The sequence below is a fragment of the Sandarakinorhabdus sp. genome, from assembly GCF_051860625.1.
Classification (GTDB): domain Bacteria; phylum Pseudomonadota; class Alphaproteobacteria; order Sphingomonadales; family Sphingomonadaceae; genus Sandarakinorhabdus.
In genome coordinates, this window is sequence record NZ_JBHYDQ010000013.1 from 73,660 (window position 1) to 87,514 (window position 13,855).

General features: G+C 66.0%; 14 protein-coding genes. 4 read left to right on the top strand and 10 right to left on the bottom strand.

Annotated elements, in window-relative coordinates; genetic code table 11:
- Positions 1 to 47: 47 nt before the first annotated feature.
- Genes ACTIEZ_RS12610 through argS form a run of 6 tightly spaced genes read right to left on the bottom strand, consistent with a single transcriptional unit; the run spans position 48 to position 6,167 of the window.
- Complete coding sequence (locus tag ACTIEZ_RS12610) at positions 48 to 1,190, bottom strand: FAD-dependent oxidoreductase (RefSeq protein WP_439547031.1); 1,143 nt, start codon at positions 1,188 to 1,190, stop codon at positions 48 to 50.
- On the bottom strand, positions 1,187 to 1,765 hold the full coding sequence (gene scpB / locus ACTIEZ_RS12615) for an SMC-Scp complex subunit ScpB (protein WP_439547032.1): 579 nt from the start codon (positions 1,763 to 1,765) through the stop codon (positions 1,187 to 1,189). The genes ACTIEZ_RS12610 and scpB overlap by 4 nt, the downstream gene beginning before the upstream one ends.
- Positions 1,758 to 2,540, bottom strand: a complete 783-nt coding sequence (locus ACTIEZ_RS12620) for a segregation and condensation protein A (protein ID WP_439547033.1) — start codon at positions 2,538 to 2,540, stop codon at positions 1,758 to 1,760. The genes scpB and ACTIEZ_RS12620 overlap by 8 nt, the downstream gene beginning before the upstream one ends.
- Complete coding sequence (gene nagZ / locus ACTIEZ_RS12625; protein WP_439547034.1) at positions 2,540 to 3,580, bottom strand: beta-N-acetylhexosaminidase; 1,041 nt, start codon at positions 3,578 to 3,580, stop codon at positions 2,540 to 2,542. The genes ACTIEZ_RS12620 and nagZ overlap by 1 nt, the downstream gene beginning before the upstream one ends.
- On the bottom strand, positions 3,580 to 4,446 hold the full coding sequence (locus ACTIEZ_RS12630; protein ID WP_439547035.1) for an SPOR domain-containing protein: 867 nt from the start codon (positions 4,444 to 4,446) through the stop codon (positions 3,580 to 3,582). The genes nagZ and ACTIEZ_RS12630 overlap by 1 nt, the downstream gene beginning before the upstream one ends.
- Positions 4,446 to 6,167, bottom strand: a complete 1,722-nt coding sequence (gene argS, locus ACTIEZ_RS12635) for an arginine--tRNA ligase (RefSeq protein WP_439547036.1) — start codon at positions 6,165 to 6,167, stop codon at positions 4,446 to 4,448. Before argS ends, ACTIEZ_RS12630 begins: the two co-directional genes overlap by 1 nt.
- A gap of 45 nt (positions 6,168 to 6,212) precedes the next feature.
- Between argS and ACTIEZ_RS12640 the strand changes: the two genes are divergently transcribed.
- Entirely contained in the window at positions 6,213 to 7,466 is a 1,254-nt protein-coding gene (locus ACTIEZ_RS12640) for a dicarboxylate/amino acid:cation symporter (RefSeq protein WP_439547037.1), read from the top strand.
- A gap of 4 nt (positions 7,467 to 7,470) precedes the next feature.
- Complete coding sequence (locus ACTIEZ_RS12645; protein WP_439547038.1) at positions 7,471 to 7,881, top strand: globin domain-containing protein; 411 nt, start codon at positions 7,471 to 7,473, stop codon at positions 7,879 to 7,881.
- Here ACTIEZ_RS12645 and ACTIEZ_RS12650 read toward each other — a convergent pair.
- Positions 7,845 to 9,587, bottom strand: a complete 1,743-nt coding sequence (locus tag ACTIEZ_RS12650) for an acyl-CoA dehydrogenase (RefSeq protein WP_439547039.1) — start codon at positions 9,585 to 9,587, stop codon at positions 7,845 to 7,847. The two genes, ACTIEZ_RS12645 and ACTIEZ_RS12650, sit on opposite strands and share 37 nt — an antisense overlap.
- A gap of 58 nt (positions 9,588 to 9,645) precedes the next feature.
- On the opposite strand from ACTIEZ_RS12650, the gene ACTIEZ_RS12655 reads away from it, so the two are divergent.
- Complete coding sequence (locus ACTIEZ_RS12655) at positions 9,646 to 10,635, top strand: L-threonylcarbamoyladenylate synthase (protein ID WP_439547040.1); 990 nt, start codon at positions 9,646 to 9,648, stop codon at positions 10,633 to 10,635.
- Here ACTIEZ_RS12655 and ACTIEZ_RS12660 read toward each other — a convergent pair.
- Complete coding sequence (locus ACTIEZ_RS12660; protein ID WP_439547041.1) at positions 10,632 to 10,889, bottom strand: hypothetical protein; 258 nt, start codon at positions 10,887 to 10,889, stop codon at positions 10,632 to 10,634. The two genes, ACTIEZ_RS12655 and ACTIEZ_RS12660, sit on opposite strands and share 4 nt — an antisense overlap.
- Before the next feature lie 162 nt (positions 10,890 to 11,051).
- Between ACTIEZ_RS12660 and ACTIEZ_RS12665 the strand changes: the two genes are divergently transcribed.
- Entirely contained in the window at positions 11,052 to 11,492 is a 441-nt protein-coding gene (locus ACTIEZ_RS12665; protein WP_439547042.1) for a hypothetical protein, read from the top strand.
- A 115-nt stretch (positions 11,493 to 11,607) separates the two neighbouring features.
- Here ACTIEZ_RS12665 and ACTIEZ_RS12670 read toward each other — a convergent pair whose 3' ends face one another.
- Positions 11,608 to 12,642: a potassium channel family protein gene (locus tag ACTIEZ_RS12670; protein ID WP_439547043.1), complete on the bottom strand. Its 1,035-nt coding sequence runs from the start codon at positions 12,640 to 12,642 to the stop codon at positions 11,608 to 11,610.
- Entirely contained in the window at positions 12,642 to 13,718 is a 1,077-nt protein-coding gene (locus ACTIEZ_RS12675) for an alpha/beta fold hydrolase (RefSeq protein WP_439547044.1), read from the bottom strand. Before ACTIEZ_RS12675 ends, ACTIEZ_RS12670 begins: the two co-directional genes overlap by 1 nt.
- Between the last annotated feature and the right edge of the window lie 137 nt (positions 13,719 to 13,855).

The following is a 13,855-nucleotide window of genomic DNA, read 5'->3' on the forward strand; positions in this document are numbered from 1 at the left end:
GACCGAATTCCGATGCTCTTTCTCATGCGAATCCGACCAAAACCGCGTCAGCGCGAAAAAATTGCTGCCACGGTGGCGATGGCCCGTTCGGTCTCGCCACGATCCGGCTCTTCGCTGTCGTTGCCGACGCCGTACATGTCGCTGTCTCCGACATATTGCACGACCATGCCATCGGGGCGCGGCAGCACCGAGACCGACCGGTAATAGACGCCGTAATTGACCCCCGGCTGCGGCGCGAGCCAGCTGATCTGGCCGCGCACCGGCACGATGCTGTTATCGTTCATCAAGGCTCGCGCGCCATAGCCGGTGCAATTGACGATGACGCTCTGGCTGAGCCGCGCGAAATCGGCCGGGGTATTAAAGGTCGCGGTTTCGATGCGACCGCCCTCGCGCAAGAAATCGGCCATCATCTGCTGGCCCAGCGCCGCGACGTTGAACTGCATCGATGTAGACCGGCGGACATTGGCCACCGGAAACGGATGCTCGCCGGCGCGCAAGGCCCGGCCGCGCGGCACCAGATCGTTCAACATGCCGCCATATTCGGCAAAATGGATGGCGCCCTCGGCGCGCGGCGGGCGCGGGCCGACGGCGTCGAGCAGGGTGTAGCGATCGCTCCACGCCACCGGATCGCCGGGCAGGCCCACAAATGTCCGGTGCATATTGTAGCTATGGCGCGCCATCGCTTCCCAAGCGGCGGGGAAACCGGGCGCAACCTTGTCCACCGCAGCGATGCGCGAATCGGGGGACCAGGTGCCGGTGGCGCGGGCCGACCGCGATTGCGGCAAGCGCTCGGCGGCATAGATCGTCACCCGGGCGCCGGCGCGCTGCAAGGTGATGGCGGTGGTCAGCCCGATGGCGCCGCAGCCGATGACGGCAATATCGCGGCGGCCATCCGCCAGCGCCAGTGGCGCCGCAACGGCGGCCGATCCCCACGACAAGGACCAGCCGCTGCCGCCATGGCCATAATGATGGACGACCCGCTTGTCGCCGATACTCTCCACCTCGATGCGTGGCCCGGCAGCGCGGAACGGGCGCAGGCAGACGGTGATGTGGGTGAGCTGCGTCAGTTCGAGCCGCAGCGGCACCAGCGGCGGCGCGGCAAAGCCAGAGTGTCTCGGCGCGGCGGTGGTGCAGCCCGCCAATCCGATCCCGCCGATACCAGCGATGAGGTGGCGACGCGTCGTGATCATTCGGACCCTCCGCTGAACGGAAGATTGAGTTCGCGCGGCGGCTCCCGGTCGAGCAGGCCAGCGGCTTTCAGATCGGCCAGACCGGGCAGGTCGCGGCGACTGCCGAGGTTGAAATGCGCCAGAAATTCCGGCGTGGTGGCATATTGCAGCGGACGTCCCGGTGTTTCGCGGCGGCCGGCGGGGCGCACCCAGCCCGCCGCCATCAGCACATCGATGGTGCCGCCCGATACCGCAACGCCGCGGATTTCCTCGATCTCGGGGCGCGTCACCGGTTCGTGATAGGCGATCACCGCCAGCGTCTCGACGGCGGCGCGGGACAGTTTCTTCACGGTCTCGCGGGTGGTGCGCAGGTGATGGGCCAGATCGGGCGCGGTCTGGAACTGCCAGCGGCCGCCGCGCTCCACCAGATTGATGCCGCGCGGCGCATAGGAAAGGCTGAGCGCCTGCAGGGCCGGCAACAGATCGCCGCGCTCCCCGACATGGCGGATGATCTCGGCCAGGCTGAGCGGCGTTTCGCTGGCAAACAATATCGCCTCCAGCGCGCGCGCCAGTTCGGGATCATCGCCGTCACGCATCGCGGCGCGCCTTCATCAGGATGGGGGCGAAGGCGGCGCCCTGCGACAGCTGCAACTTGCCCTGCCGCGTCAGTTCCAGCGCGGCGACGAAGCTGGAAGCCAGCACCGAGCGGGCATAGGCTTCGTCGGCAAGATCAGCAGGCAGAAAGCGGACCAGTTCTGTCCAGTCGATGCTGCGGCCGAGCAGATGTTCCAGCCGTTCGATGGCTTCATCCAGCGCCATCACCGGGCGGCGGCGGACAATGTGAACACTGCGCGTGCGCCGCGCGGTGATCGCGCCATAGGCGCTGAGCAGATCATAATAGCTGCATTCGTAAATCGCCTGACGGTCTTCGGCCAGGCCTTCGGGATTGGGGCGGCGGAACATGTCCCACCCCAGTTGCGGGCGGGCGAGCAACTGCTGGCCGGCGCTGCGCATCGCTTCCAGCCGTTGCAACTGGAATTGCAGTTTCAGCGCCAGTTCGGCCGGATCGGGATCGGCTTCCGGGTCTTTCGGCAGCAGCAGCGCGGATTTGAGATAGGCGAGCCAGGCCGCCATCACCAGATAATCGGCGGCGAGTTCCAGGCTGAGCGCCTTCGCGTCGCGGATGAAGGCGAGATATTGATCGACCAGCGCCAGAATCGAAATCTGCGCCAGATCAACCTTTTGCGCGCGGGCCAGGCCGAGCAGCAGATCAAGCGGGCCTTCCCAACTGCCGAGTTGCAGCACCAATGTTTCACGCGCCGGCAATTCCCGGACCGGCGCGTCGAAATCGTCCGGCGCCGGATCGGCCATCAGCCCAGCGCCAGCAACATGTCGCGCGCCGCGGCCCATTCGGCGGCCGGGGTGGCATCGCCTTCCCCCATCCACGCCATGGCGGCGGCGAGGCGGGCGGCGGCGGCATCATTCATCGCCGGGGCCGCCTCAGTGATGGCGCGCATTTCAGCGAAATCGCCGGAACAATGCAGCGCGATATCGCAGCCGGCATCGAGGCAGGCCAAAGCACGCGCACCGAAATCCGCCAGCGCATTGCTGCCCGGCGGATGGCCGCCCGATTGCGGATTGCCGAGCGCATGCATACCCAGATCATCCGACATCAGCAGCCCGCCAAAGCCGATATCATGGCGGATCAGATCGATAACCGTTGGCGACAGCGTGGCGCAACGCTGCGCATCCAATGCTGTGTAGGTGATGTGCGCCGTCATCGCCATCGGCGCATCAGCGAGGCGGCGGAACGGCTCGAAATCGCGTTCCAGGTCTTCGCGGCTGGCGTGGACCACCGGCAATTCGAGATGGCTGTCGGCCAGCGCCCGGCCATGGCCGGGAATATGTTTCACCACGCCGCAGATGCCGCCGCGCTGGAAACCATCGAGCACGGCGCGGCCCAGCGCCGACACCAGCATCGGTTCGGCGCCGAAACTGCGATCGCCGATGATATCGTGGGCGCCCGGATCGCGCACATCGAGCAGCGGCAGGCAATCGACGTTGATGCCCAGATCCCGCAGCAGCGCCGCCAGCGCCAGCGCGTTCAGCCGGCACGCCTCGATCGCGGTGATCGGTGCGATATCATAAAGCTGCCCGAACCGTTCGCCGGTGGGAAACTCCGGCCAGTGCGGCGGCCGCAGCCGGGCGACCCGGCCGCCTTCCTGATCGATGAGGATCGGCACATCGCGGCCCGCCAGTTCGCGCAAATCCGCGGTGAGCGTGCGCACCTGATCTGGCGTGTCGATGTTGCGCTTGAACAGGATATAGCCGGCCGGGTTGGCGGCGCGGAACAGTGCGCGCTCGTCATCGGAGAGCGCCAGCCCGGCGAGGCCCAAGAACAGCGGCTGCATCAGCTTTTCACCACTTCGCAGGCGCCGTTGGCTGCCAAGATGGCCTGGCAAGCGGCGGTCGCATCATTGGTCTGGCCGCGCACCCGCCACAGCGTCTTGCCGGCTGACGTGGTGAGCTTTTCGACGCGCTTGCCGGTCAATTTGCCCTTGCCGGCGACTCGCGACCATTCTTCTTCGGCCTTTGCCTCGCTGGAAAAGGCGCCGATCTGCACCAACGCCGCGCCAGCGGCGGGTTTTGGCGGCGTGGCCGGCTTTTGCAGGGCGGCGGCAATATTGGCGAGCGGTTTGGCCTGGGCTGCGGGCATTGTTGCCGGCTGGGCGACGGTGGTCGCAGGTGATGGCCTGCCCGCCACCGGCGGCGCTGCTGCCGGCCGCGTATCTGTCAGTGTCTCCGGCTTCACGGCGCGTTGCTGCGCCGGCATCACCTGCACCGGTACGGGTTGCCCCGCCGCCACTGGCGGTGCCGGCACGCCGGCGCCCGGCGGCAGCAGATCGCGCGGGCGGCCGATCGGTTCTTCGGGCACGGCATTCAGATCGATCTGGCTCTGCACATCCTCGCCGCGCACGGCCTCGTGGATGACTTCGCCATCGCCTTCCAGCTCCAGGCCCTGGCGATCCTGCGGCGCCACCTTGTAGGGGCCGGCGTCGGCTTCGATCAGCGGCGCTTGCGATGCTTCCATATAGCCCTGACTGCTGCCGCCATCCTTGCGGCCGAGCAGCATCAGCAGGCCGACCGCGGCGATGGCGCCAAAGGCCAGCACGGCGATGGCGATGTTGAGCATCGGCCGGCGCCGCGACGCGTCAGCGGGCTGGGCCAGCGGCGGCGCTTCGGCCAGCCAGGGGGCGTCTTCGTCTCTACCTGCCATCAGTGCAGTTCCTCCGCCGCGGCCACACCGATCACCGCCAGACCGTTCCGGATGACTTGCCCCACGGCGCGCGCCATGGCGAGGCGGGCCGCGGTCAGATCGGGCCGATCGGCCAGCACGAAGCGGCGGGCTGCATCATCATTGCCGGCGTTCCACTGGCTGTGGAAGGCAGCGGCGAGATCGCCGAGATAGAAGGCGATGCGGTGCGGTTCGCGCGCTTCCGCGGATTGCTCGACGATGCGCGGGAAGTTTGCTGCCATTTTGATCACACCCAGTTCGTCGGGATCGAGCAGCGCAAGATCCGGTTCGGGGAGCGCAATGCCGGCTTCGACCACCTTGCGGCCGAGCGAGGCGATGCGGGCATGGGCATATTGCACATAGAAAACCGGATTTTCGCGGCTCTGTTCCACGACATGCGCGAAATCGAAATCCATCGGCGATTCCGGCCGCTTGGTGAGCATCACAAAGCGCACGACATCCTTGCCGACTTCCTCGACCACTTCATCCAATGTGACGAAATTGCCGGAGCGCTTCGACATCTTCACCGGCTCCCCGGCGCGCATCAGCTTGACGAGATTGACGATCTTGATGTCGAGCGGCACGCGTCCATCCGACAGCGCCTTCACCGCCGCCGTCACCCGCTTGACGTAACCGGCATGATCGGCGCCGAAGATGTTGACCAGCGCATCGTAATGCCGGGTCAGCTTGTCCCAGTGATAGGCGACGTCGCCGGCGAAATAGGTCCAGCTCCCGTTGGATTTGCGCATCGCCCGGTCCTGGTCGTCACCGAATTGCGTCGAGCGAAACAGCGTCTGCGGGCGCGGCTCCCAATCATCGCTGGTCTCACCCTTGGGTTTTTCCAGTTCGCCTTCGTAGATGAGGCCCTTGCCAGCCAGCGTGTCGAGCGCTTCCTGCACACGGCCGCCCAGCCCGGCTTCGGAAAAATACACGTCCTGCACGATGCCGAGCAGCGCCAGATCGGCGCGGATGCGCACCATCATCAGGGCGACGGTGCGAGTGCGGAACAGCACCAGCCAGTCGCTTTCCGGCGCATTCACATAAGCATCGCCAAACTCGGCGGCCAGCGCCTGGCCCACCGGCACCAGATAGTCGCCGGGATAAAGGCCTTCGGGGATGGTAATCGTCTCGCCCAGCGCCTCGCGGTAGCGCAGGTGCGCCGAGCGGGCGAGCGTATCGACCTGGCCGCCAGCATCGTTGATATAGTATTCCTTCGTCACGTCCCAGCCGGCGAAGGCCAGCAGGCCCGCCAGCGCATCACCAACCACCGCGCCGCGGCAATGGCCCATGTGCATCGGCCCGGTGGGATTGGCGGAGACATATTCGACATTGATGCGCCGGCCCTGCCCCACGGTGCTGCGGCCATAACCTGCGCCGGTACCAAGCATGGCGTTCAACTGCGCGTGCCACACGCTGTCGGCCAGGCGCAGATTGATGAAGCCGGGCCCGGCGACATCCACCGACGTGATGCCGGGCATGGTGCGCAGCACGATTGCCAGCGCTTCGGCCAGGGCACGCGGATTGGTACCCGCCGGTTTGGCCAGCACCATCGCGGCATTGGTGGACAGATCGCCATGCGAAGCATCGCGCGGCGGTTCGACGGTCACATTGGCCGTGGCCAGGCCGGCTGGCAGTGTGGCTTGCGCAACCAGTGTTGCGATGGCCTGTTGGACCAGCGTCCGATATTCAGCGTAAAGGTTCATGCACAGGCTTTAGCGATGGCCGACGGCGGATGAAAGGGGGGCCGGGTGCACGCACCACAGACCAGCAGCCCATGGCAACGCCTGCAGGCCATGCCCTTGTGGCAGCGCGTGCTGGTGGCGCTGGTATTGGGCGCGGCGGCGGGTTGGCTGATCGGGCCGCCGGTGTCGGCGATCGGGTGGGTGGGGGAACTGTTCGTCCGGCTGATCCGCATGCTGATCGTGCCGTTGGTGTTTTCCACCCTGGCCGCCGGCATTGTCGGGATGCAGCAGCCGGGACGCATGGTGGCGCTGGGTGTCAAGGCGGCGGCGCTCTATCTGCTGACCACGGTGGCGGCAGTGGGCATCGGGTTGGGGCTGGCGGTGCTGCTGGAACCGGGGCGCGGAATTGAGCTCGGTAACGGCACGGCGGTTGCAGTGGCGCCCGGGCCGTCACCGATGGAACAACTGCTGGGCATCGTGCCAGACAATATCGTGGCGGCCTTTGCCAGCGGCAATGTGCTGGCGGTGATCCTGGTGGCGGCGCTGGTCGGGGCGGGCGTGGTGACAGCCGGCCCGGTGGCGCGGCCGCTGGCCGGCCTGTTGACGGCGTTGGCCGCAGTCATGCTGAAAATCACCGGCATGGTGATGCAACTGGCGCCGATCGGCGTATTTGCGCTGGTGGCGGTGACGATGGCCGAACAAGGGCCCCAGGCGTTCGTGAATGTCGGCATGCTGGTGCTGGTGGTGTATCTGGGCGGCCTGCTGCACATGGGCTTCACGCATTTGGGCCTGGTGCGCCTCGCCGGCGGCATGACGGCCGGCCAGTTCCTGCGCGGTGTGCGTGCACCGCAATTGATGGCTTTTTCCACCAGCAGCAGCGCCGCCACCCTGCCCTTGTCCATCACGGCGGCCGAAACCGAACTCGGCGTGAGCCGGCCGGTGGCGGCGGGATTGCTGCCGTTGGGGGCAACCGTGAACATGGACGGCACCGCGCTGTATGTGGCGGCGGTGGCGGTGTTTGCCACCCAGGTGTTCGGCGTGCCGCTGGCAGCGCCCGATTATCTGTTGATCGCACTGACCACGGTTTTGGTGTCGGTGGGCACAGCATCGGTGCCATCGGCATCGCTGTTTCTGATCGCCGCCGTGCTGGAGGTGACCGGCATCACCCCGGCACAAACGGCGCTGGTGATCGGCTTTGTGCTGCCGTTCGATCGCCTGCTCGACATGTGGCGCACGCTGGTGAATGTGACCGGCGATCTGGCCGTGGTGCGCGCCGTTTCGCGGTGGGAAGGCGCAGCCGATTCAGATGGGGATGGATGACAGGATGCAGCACGCCGAGGCCATCACCGCCAGCCTGGAACTGGCCGCCGCGCGCATCGGCGATCCCACGGCGCTGGTCTATGCCAGGCTGTTCGCGCTGCACCCGGCGATGGAAGCTGAATTCTGGCGGGACACCACCGGCAACATCCGCGGCGAGATGCTCAATCGCAGTTTCGAGGTGATCCTTGATCTTGCCGGGCCAAAAGCCTGGGGCGATCAATTCCTTGCCAGCGAAATCCACACCCACAATGCCTATGGCATCCCGCCGGCCGTATTCGCCGATTTCCTGCCGATCGTGGCCGCTGTGATCCGCGATGGGTGCGGAGATGGCTTCACGGCGGCGATGAGTGCGGCATGGGCCGCCGTGCTGGCGCAGGCTCAGGCCACGGCCAGCCCATCCTCCGGGATCGCATAGAACAGCGCCGCCCCCCGCATCGCACTTGCGGACAGTGCCTGCACTTGCGGCAGCAGTTGTTCGGCGAAGAAGCGCGCCGTGGTGCGCTTGGCGGCGGCGAAATTGGGGTCTGGGTGGTGGCGCGACGCCAGCGCCTGTTTCGCCAGCAGCCAGCCGCCCAGCGTGAGGCCCATCAGCCGCAGATAGGGCGTGGCGCCGGCGGCGACATCATCGGGATCGTTGGCGCTGGCCAGCCACAGGGATGTGGTTTGGGCGGCGTCCGCTGCATCCTGCAGCCAGGGGGTGATCAGCTTCAATTCGGCGTCTTCATCCAGATCGGAGAGCGTGGCACGCACCTCGCCGAGCAGCGCCTTCCAATGCTGGCCACCATCTGCATGCAGCTTGCGGCCAACAAGGTCCATGGCCTGAATGCCGTTGGTGCCTTCGTAAATCGGGGCGATGCGGGCATCGCGCAGGAACTGCGCTGCGCCGGTTTCCTCGACATAGCCCATGCCGCCGAACACCTGCACGCCCATGCTGGCCACCTCGACACCGATATCGGTGGCCCAGGCCTTGGAAATCGGCGTAAGCAGATCGGCCAGCCCCAGCCCGTCCGCGTCGCCGGTATGGGCACGATCGACGGCTGCGGCGTTCAGATACACCAGCGCCCGCGCTGCTTCGGTGAACGCGCGCATGGTCATGATGGTGCGGCGCACGTCGGCATGCTCGATGATGCGCACCGGATCGCGGCCGCCGCCGAATTTCGCAGATTGCACGCGCTGCCGCGCATAATCCAGCGCATGCTGGGTGGCGGCTTCGGCCACGGCGACGCCCTGCAGGCCGACCTGCACGCGGGCATTGTTCATCATCGTGAACATGGCGCGCATGCCGCCGCCTTCGTTGCCGACCATCCAGCCGACGCAATCGTCATTGTCGCCAAAGCTCATCGTGCAGGTGGGCGAGGCGTGGATACCCAGCTTGTGCTCCAGCCCGACGCACTTCAGATCGTTGCGGGCGCCATCGGGCAGGATTTTCGGCACCAGGAACAGGCTGATGCCCTTGGTGCCGGGCGGGCTGTCGGGCGTGCGCGCCAGCACGAGATGGACGATATTGTCGGCGGCTTCATGCTCGCCCCAGGTGATGTAGATCTTCGTGCCCTTGATGCGCCAGCTGCCGTCACCGGCCGGTTCGGCACGTGATTTCAGCGCGCCGACATCGCTGCCGGCGCCCGGTTCGGTGAGGTTCATGGTGCCAGTCCACTCGCCGCTGACCAGCTTCGACAAATAGGTGGCCTGCAATTCCGGGCTGGCGTGGGCGGCCAGCGCTTCGATGGCGCCCTGCGACAGCATCATGCACAGCGCAAACGCCATGTTGGCGCTGGTGATCTGTTCCTGAACGGCCACCGCAACAGCGAACGGCAGGCCCTGGCCGCCATGGGCTTCGGCGACACCAAGCCCGGCCCAACCGCTGTCGCGATATTGGGCATAGGCATCGACAAAGCCAGGCGGCAATGTGACGACGCCATCGGCCAGCGTGGCGTGCGCCTTGTCCCCGACCTTGTTCAGCGGTTCAAATACGTAACTGGCCATCTTGCCGGATTCGGCGAGAATCGCCTCGACCAGATCGGGGGTGGCATTGGCATAGGCCGGCAGCGCGGCGAGGCCGGGCAGATCGGCGATCACATCGAGCACGAAACGCTGTTCTGTGGTGGGGGCGGTGTAGGGCATGGGTTCGGCGCCTTGGATCATTTGCGGGTTGATTGCCCTCCCGGTATAAACGCGACACATGGTTGCCGAAAGCCGCATCATTGCCGCCGACACCGCTGGCATCGCCGCAGCGGCGGAAATATTGCGCGCGGGTGGGCTGGTCGCAGTGCCGACCGAAACAGTTTATGGCCTGGCAGCGCGGGCGGATCAGCCCCTCGCGGTGGCCGGGATTTACGCGGCGAAGGGCCGGCCCAGCTTCAACCCATTGATCGTGCATGTTGCGGACGTGGCGCAGGCGCAGACTCTGGCGGTGTTTTCGCCGTTGGCATTGCGATTGGCGGCGCAGTTCTGGCCGGGGGCGTTGACCCTGGTGTTGCCACGGCGCGCGGACGCGGCAGTGGCGGCGCTGGTGACGGCCGGGCTGGACACAGTGGCGCTGCGCTGCCCTGCGCATGGCGTGATGCAGGCATTGATTGCCGCCGTTGGGCCGTTGGCGGCGCCTTCGGCCAATGCATCCGGGCGGATTTCCCCGACGCGGGCTGCTCATGTGGCGGGATCGCTGGCGGGGGTGTTGATATTGGATGATGGGCCGTGTGCGGCGGGGGTGGAATCGACGATTGTTGCGGTGGCAGATGATGGCTGGCGGTTGCTGCGCGCTGGGGCGGTGGCGGTGGAGGCGTTGGTGGCGGTGGCTGGGCCACCCCTCACCCCGCTTGACTGCGGCGAATCGCCCTCTCCCCCCGGATCAAGTCCGGGGCAGGCTACAGGGGGAGAGGGGATAGAGGCGCCCGGGATGATGGCGTCGCATTATGCGCCGAGGCAGTTGGTTCGACTGGAAGCGGTCACTGCCAAAGCCAGTGAATTTCACATCGGGTTCGGGCCTGTCGCGGGTGATGCCAACCTGTCTGAAACCGGCGACCTCACCGAAGCTGCCGCTCGCCTGTTTGACCTGCTGCACCTTGCCCAAGCCTCCGGTCGCGCGGCCATTGCGGTGGCACCGGTGCCAGCCCATGGGCTTGGGCTGGCGATCAATGACCGGCTGCGCCGCGCAGCAGCGCCCAGGGCCTAGAGTCGCTCGATCTTCTGCGCCTTGGCGTCATCCAGCGCGGCACGCCCCGCATTGGTGATGGCATAGCGGCGGCCGCGGCGGGGTCCGGCGCGCGAACGGCCGCCCGGGCCACCGCCCCAGTTGCTGCCCAACTCGTCGGAAAAGGCCTGGGCAAACGCCGCCCAGCGCGCGCCCTTGCCAGTGAAGGCACGATCGATGCCGCGCGAAAAGCCCGCGCTGAAACTGGGGCCGTCACAGTTGAAGCGCAAGTGCATCGGGGCTCAATCCAGAGTGTTGATGATTGATCCAAGATATATCTTGAGCCGCTGTGTTGTAAGAGTCATACAGGATATTCCGCTTCCTCGTACGCCATGGAAACTTCGCTATTGCGACGCGTTCGCAAATAAGCCATCATGGCCTGACAGAAGCGGGAGAGCATGATGTTCCTGAAGCACGAAGCCGACTGGCCGGCCGGCGAGCCGTGGCGGCAACCGCGCGGCGACGACCCGAACCTGTCGGCGGCAATGCGCGACCTGCTGTGGTGCCTGCGCCGTATGGCGATGCTGCAGCCGATTGGCAGCGTGCGCGATGCCCATGTGCATGCGCTGTTGCAACGGCGCTTTGGCGAACATGGCCTGGGGATCGAACATCTGTTGCGTTGCCTGATCATTGGCCTGGCGCGCCGCGCGGTGCGGCCGCTGCTGCTGCATGTGCCGTGCCGGGCGGCAATCACCGAGGATGAACGCCGGCTGTTGTGGGCACTGGGTACGATCGACTGGCCGGCGCAGTCCACGGCGCTGCTGGCGCCGATGGTCGGCACGCGCGGGGCCGAATTGCTGCCGTTGCTCGCCGGCATCGCGGCCTTGCTGCCGCGCTGATCGCTGCTGAAGCTTTCTCCCTACATAGGGGGATTAACTCTGCGTCATCTGATGTTTGCCGCCCTGCCGGGAGCCGCAGCTGGTCGCTGCCCGGCAGAATAAGCTATCGGCAAAATCAATGCCCTGACTTGGTGATCTCCACGATGATGTCGCCAGGCTCCAGCCGCTGCGCGCCGTCATCGAACCAGCCAATCGGTTGCCCGGCCCGGATGATGCGCACGCCCAGCCCAGTGGTGATCGCCGACAATGGCTGACCCTGCTCTTCGGCGCGCACCAGGCGTTCGCACAGCGCCACACGGCCGTGCGCCGCAGCAAGATCCTTGATATAATCCACGGCATGGCCGTTGGTGGCGGCGCGCGCCAGCAGATGCCCGCCCAGCACCACCGGATTGATGATGGCGTCGGCGCCGGCCTGGTGCAGCAGATCCTCGTTTTCGGCCGCGCGCACCGCCACGCTGATTCGCGCGTCGGGCGCCAGCCGGCGGGCCGACAGCACGATAAGCGCGGCAGCATCATCGCGGCTGGGCGCCACGATCACGCGGGCAGCGCGGCTGACGCAGGCCGTGGCCAGCACTGCATCATGGGTGGCATCGCCCGTGATGCCGAGCACGCCGGCGGCACAGGCATCCTCGATCCGGCCAGCATCACGATCGATCACCACGATGCCATCGCAGTTGACCCCCTGCGCAATCAGTTCGGCAACCGCGGCAGCGCCACTGGTACCATAGCCGCAGACGACGACATGATCTTTCAAATTGCGCTGCGTCATCCGGGTCCTCACTTGTTTCCAGCCACGATCCAGGAAGAACCCATAAGCAGTGCCGATGAAGATCAACCAGACAAACAGCCGGATCGGCGTGACGACAAATGTATCGAACATCCGCGCCGCGTCGCTGACCGGCACGATATCGCCATAGCCCACCGTCGTCACGGTCACGGCGGTGAAATAGAGCACGTCGGTAAAGCTGACATGGCCGTCGATCTGGTCTTTCAGGCCATCGCGCTCAAGCCAATGGCCGCCCACCGCCGTGGCGAACAGCGCCAGCACCAGCAGGACACGCAGGCCAAGGCTGGCGGCAATCGACAATGTGGCCGGCTGGCTGAGCACCGGACCAAAGCCGCGGCCGGCAGAGGAACCGCGCTTTGCCATCACTGACTGCGCGCCAGCAGCGCTTTCAGCTCATCTTCCCAGAAGATGCTCCAGGTGTGGGTGCCGTGGCCACGGCTCTGTGCGGTTTCGGGGATCAGCACGAATTTGCCCTGCGGCATGCGCCGGGTCCAGGTTTCGGGATCGCCGACGCCCGGCGGATTGATGAAATCATCGGCGCTGTTCACCCAGGTGACCGGCACGGTGATCCGGTCCAACTGCGGCCCTGGATTATAATGTCGGCTGGCGTCCAGTTGGAAGATGCGATCATTGGCGTCGGCGCTGTTGGCCATCCCTGCGGTCATCGCGCGTGTGGCCTGTGCGTCCGTGACCACACGGGTGGGCAGATCGGCCTGCATGCGAACCGGCGCGGAACTGGCCATCACCTGCAGCGCCACACCGACGCGCAGACCGTTCAACGGCGGTTTGGTGTAATTGCCGCCCTGCCAATCCGGATCGGCCCTGATCGCCTGAATGGCCATCGCCCGCCACATGCGGTTGCGCCCGGCCAGTTCGATCACATTGCAGGCCATTGGCATGATGGCAGCGGCGCGGCCGGGCAGGTCGACGCCGAATTGAAACCCCATCATGCAGCCCATGGACGTGCCCATCAGCAGCCGCAATTTCTTCACCTTCAAATGATCGAGCAGCAGGCCCTGGGCGCGCACCATGTCGGCATAATCATAGGCCGGGAATGCCATCTTCAGGCCATCGGATGGTTTGGACGACTGGCCATGACCAATGGCATCGGGCAGGATGATGAAATATCTCGATGCATCGAGCGCAGCGCCGGGCGCATAGAGGCGCGCGAACTGCGGCGCCAGAAATTGCGCGCCGCTGCCGCCGGTGCCGTGGCCGACCATCACCGCGTTGGTGATCTCGCCGGCCGCATTTCGGATCGGCGTGCCGATCGTGCGATAATGCTGGTTCAACGCGGGCAGGGTCTGGCCGTCGTTGAAACGGAAATCGCGGGAAGCGAAATCGGCTTCGGTGACGGGCGGCACCGCCGGCTGAGCAAATGCGGACGTTGCTGTGGCCGTGGCGAGCAGCAGGTAGGCCAATAAGGTGATGATGTGCATGGTCGTCTCTCCCCTGCTTGCCTTGATGCCCAGCCGGCCGGGCAACGCAACAGGAAACACTGTGCCGCCAACATTGCCCAGCAGACAGTGGATTGGAAGGGCAGGAAATCGTCGGAAATCGGCGCCTGCCGGTTGCT